Source organism: Lysobacter antibioticus (assembly GCF_000731095.1).
Lineage (GTDB): Bacteria > Pseudomonadota > Gammaproteobacteria > Xanthomonadales > Xanthomonadaceae > Lysobacter > Lysobacter antibioticus_B.
This window is the reverse complement of sequence record NZ_JMTZ01000018.1, coordinates 1-24602: the sequence shown is the minus strand read 5'-3', so window position 1 is coordinate 24602 and position 24602 is coordinate 1. Positions and strand designations below refer to the sequence as shown.

The window sequence follows — 24602 nt, the reverse complement described above, 5'->3', positions numbered from 1 at the left end:
TGTTGCAGCAGAGTTGGGTAGGAACGAGTTTCGAATGAGCGTAACCAACAAGCCCGGATCCTCCGATCCGTTCACGAACGGCCTGAGCAAGACCGGCCTGTCGAAGAATTTCCATCGCATCGCCTGGCTGGCGGTGGCGCTGGCGCTGTGCGTGATCGTGTTCGGCGCCTTCGTGCGCCTGTCCAACGCCGGCCTGAGCTGCCCGGACTGGCCGACCTGCTACGGCCGCGCGGCCTGGCCGACCAGCGCCCACGAGATCACCGACCACGTCGCCACCGCGATCCGGCCGGTCGAGGTGCACAAGGCCTGGCGCGAGCAATTCCACCGTATGATCGCCGGCCTGCTCGGCGTGCTGGTGTTGATCCTGGCGTTGGTGTCGGCGCGCAAGCGTGCCTACGGCGTGCCGCAAGTGATCGCAGCGGCCGCGGTCGTGGCGGTGGCCATACCGCTGTACATGAAAGGCCAGCACGTCGCCGCCTCGGCGCTGGCGATCGTCGGCGAAGCCATCCTGCTCGCCGCGGCGCTGCGCTGGAGCAACACCGATCTGTCGCGGGTGTCGGCGCTGACCCTGGCGGTGATCATCTTCCAGGCCCTGCTCGGCATGTGGACGGTGACCTGGCTGCTCAAGCCGGTGGTGGTCATGGGCCATCTGCTCGGCGGCCTGCTGACGTTCTCGTTGCTGGTGTGGACCGCGTGGCGCGCGATCGGCCACCCGATCCGCCTGGCCGACGCGGCCAACGTACGCCGCCTGATCATGCTCGGCATCGGCGTGCTCGGCGTGCAGATCGCGCTCGGCGGCTGGACCAGCGCCAACTATGCCGCGCTCGCCTGCGGCAACGATTTCCCGACCTGCGTCGGCCAGTGGTGGCCGCGCCACGACTTCGGCGAAGCCTTCGTGCTGTGGCGCGGCATCGGCGTGGACTACGAGGGCGGCATCCTCGACGGCGAGGCCCGCATCGCGATCCAGCTGGCCCACCGCATCATGGCCGGCGTGGTCTTCGTCTATCTGCTGGGCCTGACCGTGAAGCTGTTGCGCACACCCGGCATGCGCGGCTGGGCGAGCCTGCTCGGCGCGCTGACCCTGGCCCAGGTCGGCCTGGGCATCGCCAACGTCAAGCTCGGCCTGCCGCTCGCGGTCGCGGTGGCGCACAACGCCGGCGCCGCGCTGCTGCTGTTCGCGCTCGTCTCCCTGCTCGCACGCCTGCGTACGCCGGAGGCCTGATGAATACCGCCAAGCGCCCGACCGCCAAGCAGTACTGGGACCTGACCAAGCCGCGCGTCGTCGCGCTGATCGTGTTCACCGCTTTCGTCGGCATGTTTCTGGCCGTGCCGGGCTTGCCGCCGTTGCGCGAGTCGGTGCTCGGCTTCTTCGGCATCTGGCTCGCAGCGGCCTCGGCCGCGACCATCAACCAACTGCTGGACTCGCGCATCGACGCCAAGATGGCGCGCACGTCGTGGCGGCCGATCGTCGCCGGGCAGGTCTCGCCGACCCAGGCGCTGGTGTTCGCGCTGATCCTGGCCGCGTTGTCGATGACCATCCTGGTGGTGTGGGTCAACGCGCTGACCGCATGGCTGACCTTTGCTTCGCTGATCGGTTATGCGGTGGTCTACACCGTATTCCTGAAGCGGGCCACGCCGCAGAACATCGTCATCGGCGGCATCGCCGGCGCGGCGCCGCCGCTGCTCGGCTGGGCCGCGGTCACCGGCATGCAGGGCGAGTGGGACTGGGCCCATGCGCTGTTGCTGGTGCTGATCATCTTCGTGTGGACGCCGCCGCATTTCTGGGCGCTGGCGATCTTCCGCCGCGCCGACTATGCGCGGGCGATGGTGCCGATGCTGCCGGTCACCCATGGCGTCGAATACACCCGCTGGCAGATCCTGTTCTATACGATCCTGCTGACGGTCGTCTCGGTGCTGCCGTGCGTGTTCGGCATGAGCGGTTATTTCTATCTGTTCGGGGTGTTGGTGCTGGACGCGGTGTTCCTATACCACGCCTGGAAGCTGATGAACCCGCCCGACGAACTGTACGCGATGCGGGTTTTCAACTACTCGATCGTCTACTTGATGGTGTTGTTCGCATTCCTGCTGATCGATCACTGGCTGCCGTCGTCGATGCAGTCGGCGCCGTTGTTCGAGCTGCAGCGGATGCGTTGACCGCCCGCGCCGCGCGGGCGTCCAATCGCGCGCCGCATCGGCGCCTAATCGCAAGGGGAAGGTCGTCGATGAGAAACCGGATCGCGTGTTCGATCATGGCGCTGTTGCCGCTGTCGGCGGCCGATGCCGCGCAGGCGCAGGACGCCGCCGCGCCGCCGCGCGAACTGGTGGTCACCGCGGCCAAGCTGTTCGATTCGCGCAGCGGGCGCCTGCTCGACAACCCGCAGGTGCTGATCCGCGACGGCCGCATCGTCGAGGTCGGCCGTGCCGGCGACGCCGCGCCGGCCGGCGCTCGACGCCTCGACCTGCCCGGCATGACCCTGCTGCCGGGCCTGATCGACATGCACACCCATCTCGATGCCGACCCGACCTACGGCGGCTACACCAGTCTGCAGTTCAACGACCGCTTCTGGTCGGTGCTCGCGGTCAAGCACGCTCAGGACACGCTGGCGGCCGGCTTCACCACGGTGCGCAATCTCGGCGCCGATGCCTGGAACGATGTCGGCCTGCGCCAGGCCATCGACGAGGGCAAGCTGAGCGGCCCGCGCATCGTCTCGGCCGCCTACGGCTTCGGCGCCACCGGCGGCCATTGCGACTCGACCTTCTTCCCGCCGTCGATGCAGCAGCGCAGCCCTTACAACGCCGACTCGCCCGAGCAGGCGCGCCAGCACGTGCGCGAGCTGCGCAAGTACGGCGCGCAGGTGATCAAGATCTGCGCCACCGGCGGCGTGTTCTCGCGCAACACCGAGCCCGGCCAGCAGCAGTTGAGCCTGGAGGAAATGAAGGCGGTGGCCGACGAGGCGCATCGCTGGGGGCTCAAGGTCGCCGCGCATGCGCACGGCACCAGCGGTATCAAGGACGCGATCCGCGCCGGCATCGACACCATCGAGCACGCCAGCCTGATCGACGAAGAAGGCATTCGCCTGGCCAAGCAGCACGGCACCTGGCTGTCGATGGACATCTACAACACCGACTACACCCAGGCCGAGGGCAAGAAAAACGGTGTGCTCGAAGACAATCTGCGCAAGGACCGCGAAGTCGCCGATGTCCAGCGCGAGAACTTCCGTCGAGCCCATCAGGCCGGGGTGAAGATGGTCTACGGCACCGACACCGGGGTCTATCCGCACGGGCAGAACGGCCGCCAGTTCGCGGTGATGCAGCGCTACGGCATGAGCGCGGCGCAGGCCATCCAGGCGGCGACCGCGAACGCGGCCGAAGCGCTGGGCAGCCAGGACGTCGGCGTGATCGAGAAAGGCCGCTGGGGCGACATCATCGCGGTCGCCGGCGACCCGACCCGGAACGTCGCCTTGCTCGAAGCCGTGCCGGTGGTGATCAAGGGCGGCGAAGTGGTCAAGGACGCGCGCTGAGCGCCTCGGCCGAGGGCGGCGGGATTCAGTCGGCGACCTGTTCGGGCACCGCCGCGGTTTTCGCCCGGCGCGCATAGCGGCGCGCGACCTGCGCGCAGACGATCAGCTGGATCTGGTGGAACACCATCACCGGCAGCACGATCGCGCCGAGCGCGCTGCTCGCGAACAGGATCTTGGCCATCGGCACGCCGGTGGCCAGGCTCTTCTTGGAACCGCAGAACACGATCGCGATTTCGTCCTCGCGCGAAAAGCCGAGGCGGCGCGCGGCGAAGGTCGTGGCGAGCATGACCGCCGCGAGCAGCAGCGCACATACGCCGAACACGACGTATAAAGCCTGCACCGGCGTGCTCTGCCACAACCCGGTCGCGACCGAGGCGGCGAACGCGGTGTAGACCACCAACAGCACCGTGCCTTGGTCGGTATAGCGCAACAGCGCACGCCTGCGCTCGACCCAGCCGCCGATCCAGCGCCGCAACAGATGGCCGGCGACGAAGGGAAGCAGCAATTGCAGAGTGATCTTGGCGATGGCCTCGGCTGGATCCGCCATCGCGCCCTGTGCGCCGGCCAATGCGCTCATCAACAAGGGCGTGAGGAACACACCGAGCAGGCTCGATGCCGAGGCGCTGCACACCGCCGCGGGCACGTTGCCGCCGGCCATCGAGGTGAAGGCGATCGAGGACTGCACGGTCGAGGGCAGGGTGCACAGGAACAGCAGCCCCAGGTACAGCTCCGGCGTCAGCAAGCGCCCGGACAAGGGCTTCAGCGCCAGACCGAGCAAGGGAAACAAGACGAAGGTGCTGGCGAAGATCAGCAGATGCAGGCGCCAATGCAGCGCGCCGGCGAGGATCGCTTCGCGCGACAGGCGCGCGCCGTGCAGGAAGAACAGCGCGGCGATGGCGATATCGGTAAAGCCGTCGAGCGCTGCGGCCGGGGCGCCGCCGAGCGGAAACCACCAGGCCAGCGCGACCGCCGCCAGCAGGGCCAGGGTGAAGCTGTCGACGCGCAGTCGCTGGAGAAAACTCATCCGATGCTCGCCTCGATGCGACGCTCGGGCAGACGTCCCGCATTCTGACCGCAGGCCGCACAGCGGTCCACGGCGCGAGCCGGCACCGCTACAAGGGTAGGAGCAGCGTGAGCCGCGACCCACCGCAGAAGTGCGCGCCAGCGCCGTGTCCGAAGACCGGTCAGACGGCTCGAAACAGCCAAAGCCAGCCGAGCGGCCGGGCTTCGGTGAGTTGCGCTTTCGATCGACGCTGCGGTTGGTCGCGGCTCGCGCCGCTCCTACTCCAAAGCCGGCCGGGTTCGATCAGCCGTTCAGCACGGCCGCACGCGCTCGGCGATCTCGGCGACGCTGTCGGGGGTGACGTACCAACGGCCCGGATCTTCGTACTCGAAGTCGATCGCGACTTCGGCGTCGGCGCGGTGGATGCGCACGATGCAGACCCGCCACGGCGCCTTGCCGGCGACCTGGGTGACCTTGCGCAGTTGTTCCAGGCGGTTCTCGATCTCGACACCCGACGGCGTCAGCGGTTCGCCCGGCTGGCCCTTGTCGTAGCGGAAGCCGTTGAGGCGGCTGATGCCGTCGCCGTACCAGGCGATCAGCGCGTATCCGTCCCAGGGCCGTTCGCTGGCCTTGGGGTCGACCACGATCAGGCGCGCGATCTCGCCGAGCAATTCGTCTCTGTTCATGTCCCGCCTTGAGCGTGTCGATTTAGGAAGCGGCTGCGATCAGGTCATCCATCTGTCCGACGTCGACCCGGTCGTAGCTCTGGCCGGCGCGGTTCTCGAAGGTGACGCGCTGATCGTAAACCCTGCCGCCGTCGGCGGGATCGATCACGTCGTAGGAAATGCGAACACGGTCCGGTCGGTCGGCTTCCCGCGGGCTCAGGTCGATGCTGATGCGCACGTCCATGCCCTTGTCGACCCAGGCCGCCCATTCGTTCTCGAGCGTCTTGTAGGCGCCCATGTTGAAGTTGCCGTTCTGCGGGAACAGGTTCTTCAGGCCCTGGTCGGTGACGAAGCGGTGGCCGAACACATGCCCGCCCTGGTCGCCTTCGACGCCACGGTCGGCGGCGGTGCGCTGCGCCTGGGTCTCGTCGTCGCTGCGCTCGATCCCGCTGAACACGGTGCGCAAGGTGCCTTCGGCATGGATCGGCCGGCCTTCGTCGTCGACAGTCCAGCGTGCGTCGTTGACCTCGCCGGTGTCGGGGTTGACGACCGTCGCCGAAATCTCCTCGGTCTCGCCGCGCGCGCGGTCGCTGAGACCGAGCCAATCCTTGAGCCGGCCGATCAGGCCGTCGTCGTCGGCGTTACCCGCGCCCTCGGCATAGGCGGCGCGCACCTCGGGGCCGCTGCGGCGATCGACCGCGGCGGCGATGCCGTCGCGCCCGAACGCGGCCTCCAGCTTGCGCAACTGCGGCGCGTCGAGCTTACCGGCGAGTTCGTTGGCGAGGGTTTCGCGCTCGGCCACGGGCATCGCTTCGACCTCGCTGCGCAAGCCGCTCAATTGCGGCGCGGTCAGCGCATCGACCACGCCGCGCGCCTGCGCCGGATCGGCGCTGCTCAGGATCTGCGCGGCGGTCGATGCGGCAGGTGGTTCGATGCCCGGTGACGAGCCGTTGAGGCGGACGTTCGGGCTGATCGGGTCGGTCATCGGGCGGGGCCTGGACTGCACGCGTCAGCCTGGAATCTAGCCGCAAAGCAGCGCAGCGCCCATTGGGGGAAACCCCAGGAAAACATGACAGTTCGAAGACTCCGCGCTTGCCGGCGGATGCGCCCGCTTCACTTCCCGCCGATCAGATGCTGCTGCCAGAAGGTCATCATCGCCGCACCGAAATAGTCGATGTTGGCCTTCTTCTGGAAGCCATGGCCTTCGTCGTCGAACATCAGGAACCACACCGGCACGCCGTTGCCGCGCACTGCCTTCACGATCTGCTCGGCCTCGGTATAGGGCACGCGCGGGTCGTTGCGGCCCTGGGCGACGAACAGCGGCGCGCGGATCTTGCCGGCGTTCCTGAGCGGCGAGATGCGATCAAACACCGCCTTCATCTCGGGCAGGCGCTCGTCGCCGTACTCGGCGCGGCGCAGGTCGCGGCGATACGACTCGGTGTTGGTCAGGAACGTGCTGAAGTCGGAGATGCCGACCACGTCGACGCCGGCGCGGATGCGCTCGCTGTAGTGCATCAGCGAGGCCAGCACCATGTAGCCGCCGTAACTGCCGCCGTACACGCCGACGCGTTGCGCATCGAGTTCGGGCTGGGCGCCGATCCAGTCGAGCAGGGCACCGATGTCTTTGACCGAGTCTTCGCGTTTCTCCGCATCGTCCAGGCCCAGGTAGCTGCGGCCGTAGCCGGCCGAACCGCGCACGTTCGGCACCAGCATCGCCACGCCGAGTTCGTTGGCCAGGAACTGGGCGTTGGCGTTGAAGCTCGGCTGCGACTGCGCTTCCGGGCCGCCGTGGATCTGGATCACCACCGGCAGCTTCGTGCCGGCCGCGACTTTCGCCGGCCGGTAGTAGAACGCCGGGATCGTGCGCGCTTGGCCGTCGACACGGTCGAAGGTCGGATAGCGGATCAAGGTCGGGGTGACGAAACGGCCGGCATCGAGCCCGCCGACTTCGCTGCGGGTCCAGCGCACCAGCCGCTGGGCGGCCAGCTCGATCACGTAGACGTCGCTCGGCGAGGTCGCGGTGTTGATCGACACGGCGATGCGCCGGCCGTCGGGCGAGAACTCGGCGCCGCCGATCACCCCGACCGGCAGCGCCGGCAATGCAATCTCTTTGTGCCCGGGCAGCGACAACACGTGCAGCTTGCCGATGCCGTCTTCGTTGCTGACGAACAGCAGGTGGCGTCCGTCCTCGGACAGGCTGAGGTTGCCGACGTCCCAGGGGATGCCGGCGCTGAGCACCTCGAATTTGCCGCTCGCCGGTTCGTGCCGGCGCAGGCTGGCGAACTCCTGCGGCTTGCCGTCGAGGATTTCGTTGGAGACGTAATAGACCGCTTGGCCGTCCTTGGAAAAACGGAAATCGCTGATCGCCGCTTTGCCGCCGTCGACCGGGAACAACTGCAGCTTGCCGGTGTCCAGCTCGACCAGGCCTGGATAGGTTTCGCTGGCCGAGACGTACTTGATCACCAGCAACTGCCTGCCGTCCGGCGAGAAGTCGGCGGCGCTCCAGGTGCCGCCCTCGGTCACCACCGCGCGCGCCTTGCGGGTGGCGAGATCCATCACCCATACGTCGATGTCGCGGCCGTTGCGCGCGGTGCTGCTGTAGGCCAGTTGCTTGCCGTCGTCCGAGAAGCGCGCATCCTGGTTGCGCGACTTGCCGTCGGTGAGCAGGGCGGTCTCGCGCGTGGCCAGGTCGAACCAGTGCAGTTGCCAGAACTCGTTGCCGCCGACGTCCTTGCCGAACACGAAGCCATCGAGCGGTTTTGGGGCGGCGTCCAGGCTGTTGAGCGGTTCGCGATGGAAGGTCAGTTGTTCGCGCATGCCCAGCGGCTCGCAGACGCGATGAGCCTGCTGGGTTTCGGCGAAGCGCGTAGCGATCAGCAGGCAGCCCTCGCCGGTCCAACCGCCCAGGCTGGCGCCGCGGGTGTTTTGGTAGCGCTCGAGGCGTTCGAGCAGGGCCGGCGCGATCGCCGGCAGGTTCTCGCTGACGCGATTGCCGGTGTGCTCGCGGACGACGGCTCCTTTCGGCGCGTCCCCGGCCAGGGCGGGAGCGACGCAGGCCAAGGCCAGCGCAGCGATGGACAAGGCATGGCGCAGCGACATCGGCGTTCTCCCCGGAAAGGATGCCGGCGCTCCGCCGCAGCGGAATTCTGGCGCAGGCATCCCGAGCTTAACGCGCCCGTCGCGACAGGATCCCTCCCGAAAGTCACGGCTGGAGCGCTGGCGCGTTTGCCTTAGAGTGCCGCGACAGCGCGTGACCAAGCGCACGATTCGCCGCATCCGCGCGCGAGGGCTCATCCAGGGAGGATTCGATGATCGACAGAAGGACGTTTCTGATCGGCGGCGCGGGCGCGCTCGCCAGTGCCTGGGCCAACGGCCGCGCCTGGGCCGCGGCGCCGCGCTGGGCGCCGTATGCGGACGCGATGGTGATCGACGGCTGCGGCTTCATCGCCGGCGAAGACGGGGCGCCGGGTGCGGCGCTGTCGGCGCAACTCGTCGACGAGGCGCGCCGCAGCGGCCTGCGCGTCCTCCAGACCACGGTCGGCCCGGTCGCGCAGTACGAAGGCGCCTACGAGGAAACGGTGCGCAGCATCGGCTTCTGGGAGAACGAAATCCTCGCCCATCCCGAGGTGTTCATGGCGGTGCGCAACCGCGCCGACCTGGACACCGCGCGGCGCGAGAAGAAGCTCGGCGTGGTCTATCAATTCCAGGACAGCGCGCCGATCGGCGAGAAGCTCGAACGCGTCGACGACTTCCACCGGCTCGGCGTGCGCACCGTGCAACTGACCTACAACCTGCGCAATCTGGTCGGCGACGGTTGTTTGGAGCCCGGCAACGCTGGCCTCAGCCGCTTCGGCCACCGCCTGATCGAACGCCTCAACGAGCGGCGCATACTGGTCGACCTGGCCCACAGCGGGCGTCGCACCGCGACCGAGGCGATCGCTGCGTCGAAGGCGCCGGTGTTGATCAGCCACACCGGTTGCGCCTCGCTGGTCGAGCGGCCGCGTAACAAGACCGATGCCGAACTGCGCGCGGTCGCCGACGGCGGCGGCGTGGTCGGCATCTATCTGATGCCGTTCCTGCGCGAGAGCGGCCAGACCACCGCCGCCGACGTCATCCGCCACCTCGAATACGCCTTGAAGGTTTGCGGTGAAGACCACGTCGGCATCGGCACCGACAACCTCGTCTCGCCGGTGCGTCTGAACGAGAAATACAGGCAGCAACACCGCGAGGCGATCCAGGAACGGCGCCGGCTCGGCATTTCGGCGGCCGGCGAAAGCGAAGAGGTGTATCTGTTCGTGCCCGACCTCAACACAGTCGACCGTTTCCATACCCTGGCCGTGTTGCTGTCGGCGCGCGGACATTCCGATGCGCGCATCGGCAAGATCCTCGGCGGTAATTTCGCCAGGGTGATGGGCGAGGTGTGGGGATGAGAAGCGTTGCCTCTACAGGGTAGGAGCGGCGCGAGCCGCGACCGCGAACCGTCGGCTGCGACGAGGCGACACGGTGGCTGGGATCAACCGGAGAGGCGTATGCCAGCGTTCCGTCCGGAGATCGGACGGACAGCGCATTACGGCCAAGGCAAGACGAATGGCCGGGCTTCGGCCGATGCGCTTTCGATCACCTCTTCGGTGGGTCGCGGCTTACGTCGTTCCTGCAGGGCCAGAACTCAGGGGCTCGGCGACTTCGCCAGGCGCGCCTGCTGCAGCGACAGCAGCTCGCGTTTTTCCTCGGCGCTCAGGCCGACTTCGCGGTGCTGGTGCTGCAACTCGGCCAGGCGCTGTTCGATCGTTTGCTTGTCGAGTTGAGCGACCGCATCGAGAAACTCGCGCTGCAAGGTGTCGTCGTCGCCGGGGAAACTCTGGCTGGCGAGCTTCTGCAGGGCGCCGGCCTGTTCGTGACCGGCGAACTGTTCGAGCAGGGCGCCGGTGCTGATTTCCGGGCGTTGCTGGACCAGGTCGACGATCTCGACGAGCAGGTCGATGCCGGGCTGGCGCAGTTCGGCGAAACGGTAGGGCGGGGTCAATGCGGCGGCCAGCGACGGCTTCTGCAGCAGCACCGAGATCGCGCTGCGCACCAGGCTGCGCTTCGGCGTCGGCGCGTGGCGCCCGCCGCCATGGGCGCGCTGGGTCGGCACGTGCGTGTCGGGGGGCGAGGCGCGTGCGCCGACGCCGGTCAGTTCGGTCAGGCGCTGCTTCATCAGGTCGCCGAAGGCGCCGTCGGGAATCTGCGCGAGCAGCGGTTTGGCGCGCTCGGCCAGGCGGCCCTTGCCTTCGAGGGTGTTGAGGTTGACGTCGGCGGCCAGCGAGTCGAACAGGAATTGCGATAGCGGCGTGGCCTCGCGCAGGCGTCGGTCGAAACCGTCGGCGCCTTCCTGGCGCACCAGCGAATCCGGGTCCTCGCCGTCGGGCAGGAACAGGAAGAAGGCCTGGCGCCCGTCCTTCATGCGCGGCAGCACCGACTCGACCGCTTTCCAGGCCGCGCCGCGTCCGGCGCGGTCGCCGTCGAAACAGAAATAGACGTCGGCGGCGTTGCGGAACAGCAGCTCGGCGTGGTCGGGCGTGGTCGCCGTGCCCAGGGTCGCCACGGCGGTGTCGACGCCGTGCTGGAACAGCGCGATCACGTCCATATAGCCTTCGACGACGATCAGGCGCGGGATCTTGTTGTGGGTCTGGCGCACCTGCCACAAGCCGTAGAGTTCGCGGCCCTTGTGGAACAGCGGCGTCTCCGGCGAGTTGAGGTATTTGGGCCCGTCTTCCTTGTCGAGCACGCGGCCGCCGAAGGCGATGGTGCGCCCGCGCCGGTCGTGGATCGGAAACATCACCCGGTCGCGGAATTTGTCGTAGACGCGGCCGCTGTCGTTCTTCGAGAACAGGCCGGCGCGTTCGAGCAGTTTCATGCGCCGATCGTCGGTGCCGAGCGCGTCGCGCAGGGCGTTGAAACCGTCGGGCGCATAGCCGATGCCGAAGCGTTCGCGGATGTCGGCGCTGACGCCGCGGCTGTCGAGATAGCCCTGGGCCTTGCCGCTGTGGCCGTACTGCTTCTGGAAGAAGCGCGAGGCGGCCTCGACCGTGCTGAACAACTCCTGGGTGTCGGAGTCTTCGTTGCGCGCGCGGGTGTCGCGCGGCACTTCGACGCCGACCCGCTTGGCGAGTTCTTCGACCGCATCGAGGAATTCGAGGCGGTCGTAGTTCATCAGGAAGCTGATCGCGGTGCCGTGCGCGCCGCAGCCGAAGCAGTGATAGAACTGCTTGGTCGGCGAGACCGTGAACGAGGGCGAGCGCTCGTCGTGGAACGGGCAGCGCGCCGAGTATTCCTTGCCCTGGCGTTTCAACGGCACGCGCGTACCGATCACCTCGACGATGTCGGTGCGCGCCAGGAGGTCGTCGATGAAACCGTCGGGAATGCGGGCCATGCGTAGGGCGCCCGCGAAGGGGCGGCGTTGCTCGTCGTGGTCTAACGGTGTCTAGGATGCCATGCGCGGCCGGCCCGCGACGGTTCGGGTCGTGGCCGCTGGGCCTCGAATCTGCGCAGTCGTCGCTTTAAGCGCTGAGTTCGCGGCGTGGCCGCTCAGGCGCCGGACGCATCCAGGCCGGCGATAGCGCGTTCGTCGGCCAGGCGCCGGCGCACGCGGGCGTGCTCGTCGAGCATGGCGGTGATCAGCGCGCCGAGCAGGAACACCACGGCGCAGTAGTACATCCACACCAGCATGATCACCAGGCCGCCGGCCGGGCCGTAGGCGGTGCCGAGGCTGGCCTGGCCGAGATAGAGGCCGATCGCGCTGCGCCCGAGCATGAACAGCCCCGCGGTCAGGGCGCCGCCGAACAAGGCCCGGCGCCGGCTGACCGGGCGGTCCGGCAGCCAGCGGTACATCGCTGCGAACACCAGGGCGTAGAGCGCGAACGAGACGATCGCGGCGAACACCGGCAGCAGGTCGGGCACGTAGGCGATCAGCAACTGCAGCGCCGCCTGCACCGCCATCGACACCACCAGCAGGAAACCGACGCTGATGACCATGCCGAACGAGAGCAGGCGCTTGCGCAGCCAGGCGGCGAGGCCGCCGAGGCGTTTGGCGTCGCTGCGGAACACCCGGTTGAGGGCGGCCTGCAACTGGCCGAACACGGCCGAGGCGCCGACCAACAAGGCCAGGGTGCCCAGCAGCGCCGCCAGCGAGCCGGTGCCGGGGCGGTTTTCGGCGTTGGCGACGATCAGGCGGGCGGTGCTCTCGACCTGGTCGCCGACCAGCAGGCCGATCTGGCGGAAGAATTCTTCCTGCGCCGACGGGTACAGCGCGGTGGTCAGCCACAGCACCATCAGCACCAACGGCGCCAGCGACAGCAGGGTGTAGAAGGACAGCGCCGCGGCCAGGGCGAGGATGTCGTAGTCGATGAAGCGCTGGGCGAACTTGGCCACCCAGCTTTGCTCCAGGCGCGCCTGCAGGGCGTGGATGCGCTGCATCGGGCCATGATCGGCCGCTTCGGCCGCCGTGGCGGCGTCGCGCTCGGGCGGGCGCTCGCTGGAAAGAGGTTGGGTCGGGGTCGGGGGCATGCGGCTCGCGATGACGGCGCGTGGATCGCCGGTTTCAGTATCCGGGGTCCAGGTTAGCGAGGCGTGGGCGCGGTGTGGAGGCGTGGGAGAGCAAACGGCCGGGCTGCAAGCCCGGCCGTTCGTCGATAGCGGTCACCGACAGCGGTGGACGGCCGTCGTCAGTCCCTGAAGTAGTGATCGCGTTCGGAACCTTCGTAGCGGCCGTCGCGCAGGCAACAGTTCCTTGAACCTCCGCGTGGAGCCGCACGGGCAGGGATCGTTGCGGCCCAGTTTCTCGAGCAGTTCCTTGTCGCCGTGGACCAGGCGCTGGCCGCGCTTGACGTGGGTTTCGGACGGGAAGCCCTTGCGGCGCTTACGCGTGATTTCGCGGGTCGGCTCGAAAGCAGGCGGCGTTGGGGTTGTGACGCTTCATGGTGCACCTCCGGGTGTGCGGCCCTTGCGGGCGGGTCTTGGTGTTGCGGGTGTTGCTTGGCCGGCCCTCGGCCCAACCCCTCTCCGTAAACGGGAGAGGGCTCGGTACGGGCGAATGTGGTGGATCGAAGCCGGGCGGCCTTCAGCCGCGTCGTGATCTCTGCCGTTCCGGCCGAACAGTCCCCTCTCCCGCTTGAGGGAGAGGGCTAGGGTGAGGGCAGGCCCGAGGCCCGGCCCTCATCCATCGAGTGAACTCAGCCCGCCAGGCGCTTCTTCGCCAGCGCCGAGACCAGGCCCATGTCGGCCTTGCCGCCCAGCTTGGCCTTCAGCGGGCCCATGAGCTTGCCCAGGTCGGACGGCGCGGCCGCGCCGACTTCGGCGATGACTTCCTCCAGCACGACCAGGATCTCGGCTTCGCCGAGCTTGGCCGGAACGTAGCGCTCGATCACCACGATCTCGTCGCGTTCGATCGAAGCCAGGTCCTCGCGCGCGGCCGCCTCGTACTGGCTGACCGAGTCGCGGCGCTGCTTGATCATCTTGTCGAGGATCGCGATTACCGCGGTGTCGTCGAGTTCGATGCGCTCGTCGACTTCCTTCTGCTTGAGCGCGGCGTTGATCAGGCGGATCACGCCGAGGGACTGCTTGTCGCCGCTCTTCATCGCGGCCTTCATGTCGTCGGTGAGGCGTTGCTTGAGGCTCATGGTCTGACCTTAGTGTTGCGAAAGGGGGAGGGGTCGCCGGCCGACGCGGCCCCGGCCGCATTGGGCCCGGCGGGGCGCGCCCGACAGCGTGATGCGGTTCCGCTTTGCGGCGACGGAAACGCAAAAAGCCGGCAGCGCCCGAGGCGCAGCCGGCTTGATGGTCGTTCCCCACGAGCGCCGGCGGTGAAGCCGGGTCGCGCGGAACGAACGATCAGTACAAGCGCTGGCGCTTGGTGACGTCGCGCGACGCGCGGCGCGCCTGGCGCTTCACCGCCGCGGCGGCCTTGCGCTTGCGCTCCTGGGTCGGCTTCTCATAGAACTCGCGCTTGCGGGTCTCAGCCAGTACACCGGCCTTCTCGCAGGTGCGCTTGAAGCGACGCAGGGCAAACTCGAAAGGCTCGTTTTCGCGGACTTTGACGCTGGGCATACGTAATCTCGTTAACGGGAACCGGCCCGGGCAGACCGGGAGAGCCGCGCATTATAGCGATGCTCCTGCGGAAGGTGCAACATAGGCACCCATGAATCCGACATTCTCCCAGAAATCGGCGCGCCGAGCAGGGTGCCGATGAAAGTCCTGGGCATCGAAACCAGCTGCGACGAGACCGGTGTGGCCGTTTACGACACCGACGCCGGCCTGCGCGCCCATGCGCTGTACAGCCAGATCGCCCTGCACGCCGAGTACGGCGGGGTGGTCCCGGAGCTGGCCAGCCGCGACCACGTGCGCAAGCTGCTGCCGCTGATCCGCCAGACCCTGACCGAGTCCGGCCTGGACGTGAACGAGCTCGACGGGGTCGCCTATACCGCCGGCCCCGGCCTGGTCGGGGCCTTGCTGGTCGGGGCCGGGGTGGCGCGCGCGCTGGCCTGGGCCCTGGACGTGCCGGCGATCGGCGTCCACCACATGGAAGGCCACCTGCTGGCGCCGCTGATGGAGGACGACCCGCTGGGCCGCCCGCAGCCGCCGTTCGTGGCTCTGTTGGTCTCCGGCGGGCACACCCAGCTGGTCGCGGTCGACGCGATCGGCCAGTACCGCCTGCTCGGCGAAACCCTGGACGACGCCGCCGGCGAGGCCTTCGACAAGACCGCCAAGCTCATGGGCCTGCCGTACCCCGGCGGCCCGCAACTGGCCGCGCAGGCCGAACTCGGCCGCCCCGGCCTGTTCAAGTTCGCCCGGCCGATGACCGACCGGCCCGGGCTGGACTTCAGCTTCAGCGGCCTCAAGACCCAGGTCTTGCTGGCCTGGCGCAACAGCGACCAGAGCGAGCAGACCCGCGCCGACATCGCCCGCGCGTTCGAGGACGCGGTGGTCGACACCCTGGCGATCAAATGCGGGCGCGCGCTCGATGCGGCCGGCTGCAACACCCTGGTGGTGGCCGGCGGCGTCGGCGCCAACCGGCGCCTGCGCGCCAAGTTGGCGACGATGGCGGACAAGCGCGGCGGCCGGGTCTGTTTTCCGCGCCCGGCGTTCTGCACCGACAACGGCGCGATGATCGCCTACGCTGGCGCCCTGCGCCTGCAGGCCGGCCAGTTCGAGAGCGCGGCGGTGAAAGTGACCCCGCGCTGGGACATGGCGTTGTTGCAGGCGGTGTAGCTCGTTCGGGAATCGGGAATAGAGAATCGGGAATCGCAAAGGCGCGCGATCCCGCCTACCATCCCTGCTCTTACGATTCCCTATTCTCGATTCCCCATTCCCGGCCCCCCCATGGACCACGTCTTCATCGAAGGCCTCGAAATCGACGCCGTGATCGGCATCTACGACTGGGAGCGGCGCATCCGCCAGCCCCTGGTGTTCGATCTCGAGATGGCTTTCGACAACCGCGTGCCCGCGGCCAGCGACGCGATCGGCGACACTCTCGACTACAAGGCGATCAGCGACCGCATCGTCGAGTACGCATCGCAATCGCAGTTCGGCCTGGTCGAGACCCTGGCCGAGCGCGTCGCCGCGATCGTGCTGGACGAATTCGGCGTGCGCCGAGTGCGGCTCAAGCTCAGCAAGCCCAGCGCGATCCGCAATGCGCGCGCGGTCGGGGTGATGATCGAACGCAGCCGCTGAGGCCTCTCGACAGGGGCCGCCGGCGCCGCGCACAAGCGCCCCGCACGCCCCCGGATTTGCGCCCCGTCGCGGCCGCGCTTGCGATTTTCGGCCGCAGGTTCGAGGATGCCCCCGGGATCAGTTATCGGGGCATGAGATGTTCGAGAAACTTTCGCGCAGTTGGGAGCTCGCCAAGGCCAGCGCCTCGGTGCTCAATTCGGATCGCGAGCTGTTGGTGTTTCCGGTGGTGTCGGCGGTCTGCGTGCTGATCGTGCTGGCGACCTTCCTGATCCCGGCCGCGGCGTTGGAGATCTTCTCCGACGGCTACGGCCCCGGCACCGTGCTGTTCGGCTTCGCGTTCTATTTCTGCCAGTACTTCGTGATCATCTTCTGCAACTGCGCCCTGGTCAGCGCGGCGATGATCCGCCTGGAAGGCGGCGACCCGACCGTCGGCGACGGTTTCCGCGCCGCCGCTTCGCGCCTGCCCACGATCGCCGGTTACGCCGCGATCGCCGCGACCGTCGGCATGATCCTGCAGGCCCTCAAGGACCGCGACAACAACTTCATCGTGCGCATGATCGGCGGCGCGCTCGGCGCGGCATGGACCATGGCGACCTTCCTGGTGGTGCCGGTGCTGGTCGCCGAAGACGTCGGCCCGATCGATGCGGTCAAGCGCAGCGTGAGCATGTTCAAGCGCACCTGGGGCGAAAGCGCGGCCGGCATGGTCGGCATCGGCCTGGCCACCGGCCTGGCGATGGTCGCCGTCGGCGTGGTCGGTTTCGGCCTGGCCTACCTGCTCGGCCTGGTGTCTTCGGCCCTGGCGGTGTTGCTCGGCGCGGTGACCGTGCTCGTCCTGCTGGCCCTGGCCGTGTACCAGAGCGCGCTCGGCGGCGTGTATTCGGCGGCGCTGTACCGCTATGCGGTCGACGGCGAAATGCCGGCCGGTTTCGAAGGCCTGCAGTTGGAAGCGCGCGGCCGTTGAGCCGCGCTCAGGCGACCGGCTCGTCGCCGTTCGCAAAACCGACCAGGATCTGGTCTTCGTCGCCGGCCCGGTCCGGGTAGAACCAGACCAGGGCCGCATCGCCGACGCGCGGCAAGCGCACCGGGTCGAACAGGCCGGTCTTGGTCACCCAACGCTCGATGCCGGCGTGATCGGTGAACCGGACGACGAAGCGCAGGCGCAGCTCGTGGTAGATCTCCACGCCGGTGTCGTGGACCTCGGTGATCGCCGCGTCCGCGCGCCGGCCTTCGGCGAGCAAGCGTCGGATACGTTCGGCGCGCGCTGCGTGGCGACGCTGCGCGCGCCAGGCCAGGCCCGCGCAGCACAGCGCCGCCAGCGCCAGCGAGGCCGGCAGCCAGTACTGCGCGCCCCAGCCGAGCCAGGCGACGACGTCCCAGTCCGGAGCGGGCACGCCCGGCGCATCGGCGAACGAGCCGACCCGCAGCGGCGCCACCCACGAGTCGCCCGCCCCGCGCCAGAAACCCGCCGCGCATGCGAGCAGGGTCGAGGCGAACTGGCCCCAGGTGCTCGCGGCCAGGCCGTACAGCTCCTTGAGCACGTAGCTCAGCAGGAAGCCGGCGATGAAGCCGCCGAATGACCCCACGAACACGCCGAAGAACCACGCCGGCGCGACGTTGTCCGGATACAGGCTCGGCGGCAGATAGGCTTCGGCGATCGGATAGCGGATGGTGTCGGCGAGCGAATAGGCGAACAGCGCCCACAGGCTCCAATAGATCAGCACGAGGATCCACAGGCCGGCGCCGGGCCGGGGCGGTCGTTGCATGCGTTCGAGCGCTTGCCGGCGACGTTCGACGGCCGGATCGACGGTGCTCATGGGCGGGCTTCCGTGCGGGATGCGGCCATCTTGCACGGCGGCGATGAAACGCAAACGCGCGCAGGCCCGAATGGCGCCGGTTTAGTACCAAAGCGCTAGCCGCGCAGGCCTCCGGCGCTGTCGCGCGAGCCTGCGTTCAGCCTGCACTGCGCAGACCTTGGCGATTCGCCGTGCCTGCGCCGGGGCCGTATCCTGTCGGCCTGTTTCCGATGCGCCTGCGACGCCGCCACCGACGTGAATTCCTTCGATCTGCCGACTCCCGATGCCGATGCGCTCGCCCACAGTGCGCGCCTGGCCGCCCTGATCCGCGAGCAGATCCTCGCCCACGGCGGCGCGATTCCGTTCTCGCGCTTCATGGAGCTGGCGCTGTACGCGCCGGGCCTGGGCTATTACAGCGCCGGCGCGAGCAAGTTCGGCGCAAGCGGCGATTTCGTCACCGCGCCGGAGATCGGGCCGATCTTCGCCGCCTGCGTCGCCGAAGCGGTGGCGCCGGTGCTGCAGCAGATCGGGCCTTCGGCGCGGTTCCTCGAACTCGGCGGCGGCACCGGCGCGTTCGCCGAAGTCGCGCTCAAGCGCCTGCTCGAACTGGACGCCTTGCCCGACCGTTACGCGATCCTCGAACCCAGCGCCGAGTTGCGCCATCGCCAGCGCGAACGCCTGCGCGAGCGCCTGGTGCCGCCGCTGTTCGATCTGCTCGAATGGCCTGACGGGCCGTTCGGCGACGAGTGGGACGGCGTGCTGTTCGCCAACGAAGTCATCGATGCCCTGCCGACGCCGCGTTTCGCGATCCGAGACGAGGAAGTGTTCGAGGAATACGTGGCGATCGACGGCGACGGCTTCGCGCGCGAGTTGCGCCCGGCCGACGATTTCCTCGCCCAGGCGGTGCGCATCGCCGAGCGCCGCCTCGAAGCTCCGCTGGCCGAAGGCTATCGCTCCGAGCTGTTGCCGCAGTTGCCGTACTGGATCCAGGCGGTCGCCGGCGGCCTGCGCAACGGCGCCATGCTGTTCGTCGATTACGGCTATGCCCGCGCCGAGTTCTACGCGCCCGATCGGGTCGACGGCACCTTGCGTGCGTTCTATCGCCACCGCATGCACGGCGACCCGCTGCTGTGGCCGGGCCTGCAGGACCTGACCGCCTCGGTCGATTTCACCGCTCTGGTCGAGGCCGGCGTCGCGGCCGGTTTCGATCTGGCCGGTTACTGCTCGCAGGCCAGCTTCCTGCTCGGCAACGGCCTGGCCGGGGTGTTGCAGCGGATCGAAGGCATCGACGACGAACTCGAGAAGCAGCGCCGCCTCAACGAGGTCAAACGCCTGACCCTGCCGAGTGAAATGGGCGAGCGCTTCCAGGTCATGGGCTTCGAGAAGGGCGTCGAGTTCGGCGTGGCCTTCATGGCCGGCGATCTGAGCTTCCGTCTGTGAGCGGGGTCAGCGAGCTTGGCGCGCGCGGCGTGCTGCGCGCGTTCGAGCGGCCTGCGCTGTGGTGCGCGATCGGCGTGGCGATGATCGCCGCGGTCGCCTGCGCGACCTTGTTGCCGGCGCAGGATCTGCCGCCGACGCCGTTCTCGGGTTTCGACAAAGTCGAACATTTTTCCGCGTATGCGGCGATGTCGGCCTACGCGACGATGCTGTTCGCGCGGCTGCGCCCGCAGGCGATCGCCGCGGCCGGCTTGATCGCGCTCGGGGTGGCGCTGGAATTCGCCCAGGCCGGCCTGACCGATTCGCGCACCGGCGACGCCATCGACGCCGCCGCCAACAGCCTCGGCGTGTTCGCCGGCCTGTTCGTGTCGCTGACCCCGGCCTCGCGCTGGCTGCAGCGGCTGGACCGCCGGCTGGCGCGTCGGCGCACCTGAGGTTTCGCGCACTGCGGCCGGCGGAGGGTCGCTCGGCGGCCTTCGGGCCACTGCTGTTCAGGATCGTCGAGCCGATGGCCGGCTCAAAAAAATGGTTACCGCTGTATCGGTTAGTAGAGGACGGTCACAAAGGCACATTCGGCACAGTCACATAGCCGCTTGCGCAAAGGTTAAATATTTGTGAGGCTCGCCGCGGGCTCTGCAGAGCCTGACCTCATCCTCGCAAGGAACCGACCATGTCCGTAGTGCACCGCAACCGTCTGGCGCTAGCCGTAGCCGCCGCCGTGGCCGCCAGCGTCTTCGTCCCCTCCGCTTTCGCCCAGGAACCCGCCGCTCCGGCCAGCCGCGAGGCGACGACTCTCGATGCGGTGCAGGTGACCGGTTCGCGCGCACGCGGCCGCGCCGCCGAAGAGACCGCCGCCCCGGTCGACGTGATCGGCAAGGAAGAGTTGAACGCCACCGGCGCGACCGAGATCGGTCAGATCCTGCAGATGCTGGAGCCCTCGTTCAATTTCTCCCGCACCTTCGTCAGCGACGGCACCGACATCCTGCGTCCGGCGACGCTGCGTTCGCTCGGCCCCGACCAGGTGTTGGTGCTGGTCAACGGCAAGCGCCGCCATCAGCAGGCGCTGGTCAACGTGCAGCAGACCATCGGCCGCGGTTCGGCCGGTACCGACATCAACGCCATTCCGCTGTCGGCGATCGAGCGCATCGAAGTGCTGCGCGACGGCGCCGCGGCGCAGTACGGTTCGGACGCGATCTCCGGCGTCATCAACATCATCCTCAAGAAGCAGACCGAGGAAACCCAGCTCTCGTTCCAGGCCGGCAAGTACTACGCCGGCGACGGCGCCAACTACCAGGGCTCGGTCAACACCGGCGTCAAGCTCGGCGGCGACGGCGGCTACCTCAACCTGTCGCTGGAATACCGCGACCGCGCCGAGACCAACCGCGCCGGCCCCGACAGCCTGCGCGTGAACCCGCCGCGCGTGACCCAGCGCCTCGGCGACGCCGACGCCACCGACGCCTACTTCTGGTTCAACGGCGGCCTGCCGGTCGGCAACGGCGAGTTGTACTGGTTCGGCGGCCTGTCCAGGCGCGAAGGCGATTCCTCCGGCTTCTTCCGCAGCCCGGGCGACAACCGCACGGTGCCGGCGCTGTACCCGAACGGTTTCCTGCCGAACATCCTGACCACCGTCGACGACCACTCGCTCGCGGTCGGCTACAAGGCCCCGATCAACGACAATTGGGATTGGGACATCTCGATCAACCGCGGCCGCAGCAAGTTCGGCTTCGAGGAAAGCAACTCGGTCAACGTCAGCTGGTGGTACGAGCCCAAGCCGGGCGGCGGCATCTACGCCGAGTCGCCGACCAAGGCCGACACCGGCACGCTGCAGTTCGACCAGACCACCTTCAACCTGGATTTCCGCGGCACCCTGAAGGGCTTCAACGACAACCCGCTGTACCTCGGCACCGGCGTGGAATACCGCCAGGACGACTACCAGATCCGCCCCGGTGCGCCGGTGACCTACACCTACGGCCGCACCAACAACCGCGCGATCCCGATCTTCGGCCAGACCGGCGACACCGCCCAGCCGGGCATGCAGGGCTTCCCGGGCTTCTCGCCGAACGAAGCCGTCGACGACGGCCGCCACAACTACGCCGTCTACCTCGACGCCGAAACCAACCTGACCGACCGCTTCCTGCTCGGCGGCGCGGTGCGCTACGAGGATTACTCCGACTTCGGCAACACCACCACCGGCAAGCTCTCGGCGCGTTTCGACGCGACCGAACAGTTCGCCGTGCGCGGCACCGTCTCGACCGGCTTCCGCGCGCCGGGCGTGCAGCAGCTGTTCTACAGCCAGCGCTCGACCAACCTCAACGCCGCCGGCGTGCTCACCGACACCCTGACCGCGCGCCAGGACAGCGCGGTGACGCGCGCCTTCGGCATCGAGCCGCTCAAGGAAGAAACCTCCAAGAGCGCCTCGCTGGGCTTCGTGTTCAAGCCGAACGACCGCTTCTCGCTGACGATGGACGTGTTCCGCATCGACATCGACGACCGCATCATCTTCTCCAGCAACATCCAGCCCGAGAGCGTCGGCACCAACGGCCAGCCCTGCGCGGCCGGTAACGGCAACTGCCCGATCCGCGCGATCCTCGATCCGATCGGCGTCGGCCAGGTGCTGTTCTTCACCAATGCCATCGACACCCGCACCACCGGCCTGGACGTGGTCGCCAGCCACAACACCGAGTTCGCCGGCGGCTCCAAGCTCAACCTGACCGCGCTGGTCCACTTCAACAAGACCGAGGTCAAGGACCGCCGCTCGCAGTCGACGATCCTGTCGCCGGAAGCGCTGTTCGACGACACCCAGGTGACCCTGATCCAGGACGGCCAGCCGCGCGCCCACCACGTGCTGCAGAGCGTGTACGAGATCGGCAAGTGGGAATGGACGGCGCGTGCGAACTACTACGGTTCGGTGGCCGGCGAAGGCTTCACCCCCGGCACCAAGCAGCGTTGGGGCGGCAAGTGGCTCGGCGACCTGGCGGTGCGCTACAAGTTCAACGCCAAGACCAGCCTGACCGTCGGCGGCAACAACATCTTCGACACCTACCCGGACAAGTGGGACACCGTCACCGGTGCGCCGTTCCCGCAGCTCGGCTTCAAGTACGGTTGGGAAACCCTGCCGTTCGGCATGAACGGCGGCAGCTACTACGCCCGGATCGACTACCGGTTCTGATGCGTTGGCGGGGCGGCGGCGATGTTGCCGCCCTCGTCATGACGAAGCCGTCGCGCGCAAGCGCGACGGCTTTTTCCATAGCGTCGATTGCGTTGCACGTCGCCTCTTCGAATGCAAAGGGTAGGAGCGGCGCGAGCCGCGACCAAAAGCAGAAGCGTACGCAAGCGCCCCCGACGAAGATTCGAAAACAGGCAACCGATCGGGAAAGCCGACCGATTGTCCGAGCTTCGGACACCGCGCTTTCGATCCCGACTTTGTTTGTCGCGGCTTGCGCCGCTCCTACAGGGGAACGGCTACTCGTCCGCGCCCTTGCGCACCGCCGCGATCGCCGCGATCCGCGCACGCCGCACCGCTTCGCCGACCTCGGGTCCGGCCAGGCCGGGGGCGACTTCGTGCGCGCGCACCTTCATCGCCGCGCGCACCGCTTCGCGCAAGGCCGCGCCCGACGGATACGGTTGGTCCTGCAGCCCCAGGCGCCCGCGCTTGTCGGCCTCGCAGACCAGGCTCATCTGCTCGATCCGTTTCGGGTTGCGGAAACCGTCGCAGCGCGCGATCAGCTCGTAAACGCTGCGCGGGCGCATCTCGGCGAGACGGTGTACGTTGAGATGTTCGCGGCAAACCGCTTCGGCGAGCAGGCGATGCTCGGTCGGCACCTTGAGGCGCTCGCACATGGCCTGCAGCGGCTCCAGGCCGCCGTGTTCGTGGCCGTGATGGCGCGGCAGCAGTTCGGCCGGGGTCAGCGCCTTGCCGAGGTCGTGGGTCAGCGCGGCGAAACCGATCAGGTCGTCGCCGGGCGCGAGCTGTGCGGCCATGTCGAGCACCATCTCGGTGTGGATGCCGGTGTCGACTTCAGGGTGGTATTCGGGGCGCTGCGGCACGCCGTACAAGGCCTCGACTTCCGGCAGCACCACGGCCAGCGCGCCGGCGTCGTGCAAGGTGCGCACGAACGCCGAAGGCCGCACGCAGGTCAGCGCACGCCGCAGTTCCTGCCAGACGCGCTCGGCGACCAGCGCCGACAGCTCGCCGGATTCGGCCATCTGCCGCATCAGCGCCATGGTTTCCGGGGCGACGCTGAAACCGTGCTCGGCGAAGCGGGCCATGAAGCGCGCCGCGCGCAGCACCCGCAGCGGGTCTTCGACGAAGGCCGGGCCGACATGGCGCAGCACCCGCGCTTCGATATCGCGCGCGCCGCCGTAAGGGTCGACCAGGCGGCCGTCGTCGGTGCGGGCGATCGCGTTGATGGTGAAATCGCGGCGGACCAGATCGTCTTCGAGCGTCACCGAAGGATCGGTGTCGACCACGAAGCCGCGGTAGCCGCGCCCGGACTTGCGTTCGGTGCGCGCCAGCGCGTATTCCTCGCCGGTCTTCGGGTGCAGGAACACCGGGAAATCGCGGCCGACTGCCTTGAAGCCGGCGGCCAGCATGGCCTCGGGCGTTTCGCCGACGACCACGTAATCGCGATCGCCGGCCGGCAGGCCGAGCAGGGCGTCGCGGACCGCGCCGCCGACGAGATAAGTCTTCATGGTCGTCTCCAGGCGGGAATGGGGAATCGGGAGTTGGGAATCGTTGAAGCGGATCCGCCTCTCCCGTGGAAGTCTGCAAGCAAGCCGTTGCGATTCCCGCTTCCCGATTCCCGGCCGCTCAACGCGGCGAGTTCTGCGCGAGCAGGGCGACGATGTCTTCCGCTCCGGCGCTGCGGCCGAGGTGGCGGATGATCGGCGTCGCCTGGCCCGACACCCACAGGCGCAGCTCGGCTTCCAGATCGAAATGGCCGGCGGTCTCGAGCGAGAACATCACGATGCTGCGATACGGCAGGCTGAGGAATTCCGTCTTGCGGCCGGTGACGCCCTGCTTGTCGACCAGGATCAGGCGGCGATCGGTGAACACGATCAGGTCGCGGACCTCGCCGAACGCGCGCTGCACGGTTTCGCCGGGTGCGAGCAGGGGTTGGAAGTCTTCGCCGACCTTCTCGGCGGATTTGGCGCCGGCATGGCCGAGCAAGGTGTCGAGCAGCCCCATGGGGATCTCCTTGTGATGGGCAGTGGCCTGCATCCTAGCGCGCGCTGGCGGCGGCGGCGATGAGGCCTTGCTTTAAGGGTAGGAGCGGCGTGAGCCGCGACCAAAAGCAGAGGCGTACGTAAGCGCCTCCGACGCAGATTCGATAAGCGGCACGACCGATCCGGAAAGCGACGGTTTGTTCGGGTTTCGGATACACAGCGCAAAGCGACCGTCTGTCCGGGCTTCGGATACTTAACGCTTTCGCTCACCGCTGCGGTTGGTCGCGACTTGCGTCGCTCCTACCCAAAA

At 68.2% G+C, this 24602-nt stretch carries 21 protein-coding genes and 1 pseudogene; 10 read left to right on the top strand and 12 right to left on the bottom strand.

Features of this window, described 5'->3' with window-relative positions; translation table 11 throughout:
- The first annotated feature begins 34 nt into the window (after window positions 1-34).
- The 3 genes from EX88_RS0107030 to EX88_RS0107020 all read left to right on the top strand — a co-directional run bounded on the left by EX88_RS0107030 (window position 35) and on the right by EX88_RS0107020 (window position 3521).
- Window positions 35-1222 carry a COX15/CtaA family protein gene (locus EX88_RS0107030; RefSeq protein ID WP_051884656.1) on the top strand — a complete coding sequence of 396 codons (1188 nt, stop codon included), beginning with the start codon at window positions 35-37 and terminating at the stop codon, window positions 1220-1222.
- A complete protein-coding gene (cyoE, locus tag EX88_RS0107025; protein ID WP_036148252.1) occupies window positions 1222-2154 on the top strand; it encodes a heme o synthase in 933 nt (310 codons plus the stop codon). The genes EX88_RS0107030 and cyoE overlap by 1 nt, the downstream gene beginning before the upstream one ends.
- A 68-nt stretch (window positions 2155-2222) precedes the next feature.
- Window positions 2223-3521 carry a metal-dependent hydrolase family protein gene (locus EX88_RS0107020; RefSeq protein ID WP_031371295.1) on the top strand — a complete coding sequence of 433 codons (1299 nt, stop codon included), beginning with the start codon at window positions 2223-2225 and terminating at the stop codon, window positions 3519-3521.
- 25 nt (window positions 3522-3546) lie between these two features.
- On the opposite strand, the gene EX88_RS0107015 is transcribed toward EX88_RS0107020, so the two are convergent.
- The 4 genes from EX88_RS0107015 to EX88_RS0107000 all read right to left on the bottom strand — a co-directional run bounded on the left by EX88_RS0107015 (window position 3547) and on the right by EX88_RS0107000 (window position 8288).
- Window positions 3547-4545, bottom strand: coding sequence for a bile acid:sodium symporter family protein (locus EX88_RS0107015; RefSeq protein WP_031371294.1), 999 nt, complete (start codon window positions 4543-4545; stop codon window positions 3547-3549).
- 290 nt (window positions 4546-4835) lie between these two features.
- Window positions 4836-5210 carry a hypothetical protein gene (locus EX88_RS0107010; RefSeq protein ID WP_031371293.1) on the bottom strand — a complete coding sequence of 125 codons (375 nt, stop codon included), beginning with the start codon at window positions 5208-5210 and terminating at the stop codon, window positions 4836-4838.
- A 22-nt stretch (window positions 5211-5232) separates the two neighbouring features.
- Window positions 5233-6174, bottom strand: a complete 942-nt coding sequence (locus EX88_RS23570; RefSeq protein WP_036148250.1) for a DNA/RNA non-specific endonuclease — start codon at window positions 6172-6174, stop codon at window positions 5233-5235.
- 128 nt (window positions 6175-6302) lie between these two features.
- Window positions 6303-8288, bottom strand: coding sequence for a S9 family peptidase (locus EX88_RS0107000; protein WP_081930686.1), 1986 nt, complete (start codon window positions 8286-8288; stop codon window positions 6303-6305).
- Window positions 8289-8497: 209 nt separating this feature from the next.
- Here EX88_RS0107000 and EX88_RS0106995 point away from each other — a divergent pair, with 209 nt between their 5' ends.
- A complete protein-coding gene (locus EX88_RS0106995) occupies window positions 8498-9619 on the top strand; it encodes a dipeptidase (protein ID WP_031371290.1) in 1122 nt (373 codons plus the stop codon).
- A gap of 236 nt (window positions 9620-9855) precedes the next feature.
- On the opposite strand, the gene dnaG is transcribed toward EX88_RS0106995, so the two are convergent.
- From dnaG to rpsU, 5 genes are all read right to left on the bottom strand, one after another.
- Window positions 9856-11601, bottom strand: coding sequence for a DNA primase (dnaG, locus tag EX88_RS0106990; RefSeq protein WP_031371289.1), 1746 nt, complete (start codon window positions 11599-11601; stop codon window positions 9856-9858).
- 155 nt (window positions 11602-11756) lie between these two features.
- Window positions 11757-12644: a YihY/virulence factor BrkB family protein gene (locus EX88_RS0106985; protein ID WP_031371288.1), complete on the bottom strand. Its 888-nt coding sequence runs from the start codon at window positions 12642-12644 to the stop codon at window positions 11757-11759.
- Window positions 12645-12866: 222 nt separating this feature from the next.
- A complete protein-coding gene (locus tag EX88_RS27460; RefSeq protein ID WP_223621502.1) occupies window positions 12867-13004 on the bottom strand; it encodes an SEC-C metal-binding domain-containing protein in 138 nt (45 codons plus the stop codon).
- Between the two features lie 395 nt (window positions 13005-13399).
- A complete protein-coding gene (locus tag EX88_RS0106980) occupies window positions 13400-13846 on the bottom strand; it encodes a GatB/YqeY domain-containing protein (RefSeq protein WP_031371287.1) in 447 nt (148 codons plus the stop codon).
- A 211-nt stretch (window positions 13847-14057) separates the two neighbouring features.
- On the bottom strand, window positions 14058-14273 hold the full coding sequence (gene rpsU / locus EX88_RS0106975) for a 30S ribosomal protein S21 (protein ID WP_031371286.1): 216 nt from the start codon (window positions 14271-14273) through the stop codon (window positions 14058-14060).
- Between the two features lie 138 nt (window positions 14274-14411).
- On the opposite strand from rpsU, the pseudogene tsaD reads away from it, so the two are divergent.
- The 3 genes and pseudogenes from tsaD to EX88_RS0106960 all read left to right on the top strand — a co-directional run.
- Window positions 14412-15460: pseudogene (tsaD, locus tag EX88_RS0106970) on the top strand (tRNA (adenosine(37)-N6)-threonylcarbamoyltransferase complex transferase subunit TsaD); the annotation flags it as partial.
- Window positions 15461-15545: 85 nt separating this feature from the next.
- A complete protein-coding gene (gene folB, locus EX88_RS0106965; protein ID WP_031371284.1) occupies window positions 15546-15896 on the top strand; it encodes a dihydroneopterin aldolase in 351 nt (116 codons plus the stop codon).
- A gap of 136 nt (window positions 15897-16032) precedes the next feature.
- On the top strand, window positions 16033-16857 hold the full coding sequence (locus tag EX88_RS0106960) for a DUF6159 family protein (protein ID WP_031371283.1): 825 nt from the start codon (window positions 16033-16035) through the stop codon (window positions 16855-16857).
- Between the two features lie 7 nt (window positions 16858-16864).
- On the opposite strand, the gene EX88_RS0106955 is transcribed toward EX88_RS0106960, so the two are convergent.
- Window positions 16865-17710 (bottom strand): hypothetical protein, encoded by an 846-nt coding sequence (locus tag EX88_RS0106955; RefSeq protein ID WP_152566144.1) that lies wholly within the window; start codon window positions 17708-17710, stop codon window positions 16865-16867.
- Window positions 17711-17944: 234 nt separating this feature from the next.
- Here EX88_RS0106955 and EX88_RS0106950 point away from each other — a divergent pair, with 234 nt between their 5' ends.
- From EX88_RS0106950 to EX88_RS0106940, 3 genes are all read left to right on the top strand, one after another.
- Window positions 17945-19129: a class I SAM-dependent methyltransferase gene (locus EX88_RS0106950; protein ID WP_031371281.1), complete on the top strand. Its 1185-nt coding sequence runs from the start codon at window positions 17945-17947 to the stop codon at window positions 19127-19129.
- Window positions 19126-19560, top strand: a complete 435-nt coding sequence (locus tag EX88_RS0106945) for a hypothetical protein (RefSeq protein WP_051884654.1) — start codon at window positions 19126-19128, stop codon at window positions 19558-19560. Before EX88_RS0106950 ends, EX88_RS0106945 begins: the two co-directional genes overlap by 4 nt.
- A 236-nt stretch (window positions 19561-19796) precedes the next feature.
- Entirely contained in the window at window positions 19797-22295 is a 2499-nt protein-coding gene (locus EX88_RS0106940) for a TonB-dependent receptor plug domain-containing protein (protein ID WP_036148247.1), read from the top strand.
- Window positions 22296-22588: 293 nt separating this feature from the next.
- Here the strand turns inward: EX88_RS0106940 and EX88_RS0106935 are convergent, their stop codons facing one another.
- Together EX88_RS0106935 and EX88_RS0106930 are read right to left on the bottom strand one after the other, a co-directional pair.
- Complete coding sequence (locus tag EX88_RS0106935) at window positions 22589-23818, bottom strand: multifunctional CCA addition/repair protein (RefSeq protein ID WP_031371278.1); 1230 nt, start codon at window positions 23816-23818, stop codon at window positions 22589-22591.
- A 118-nt stretch (window positions 23819-23936) separates the two neighbouring features.
- Entirely contained in the window at window positions 23937-24314 is a 378-nt protein-coding gene (locus EX88_RS0106930; protein ID WP_031371277.1) for a PH domain-containing protein, read from the bottom strand.
- Between the last annotated feature and the right edge of the window lie 288 nt (window positions 24315-24602).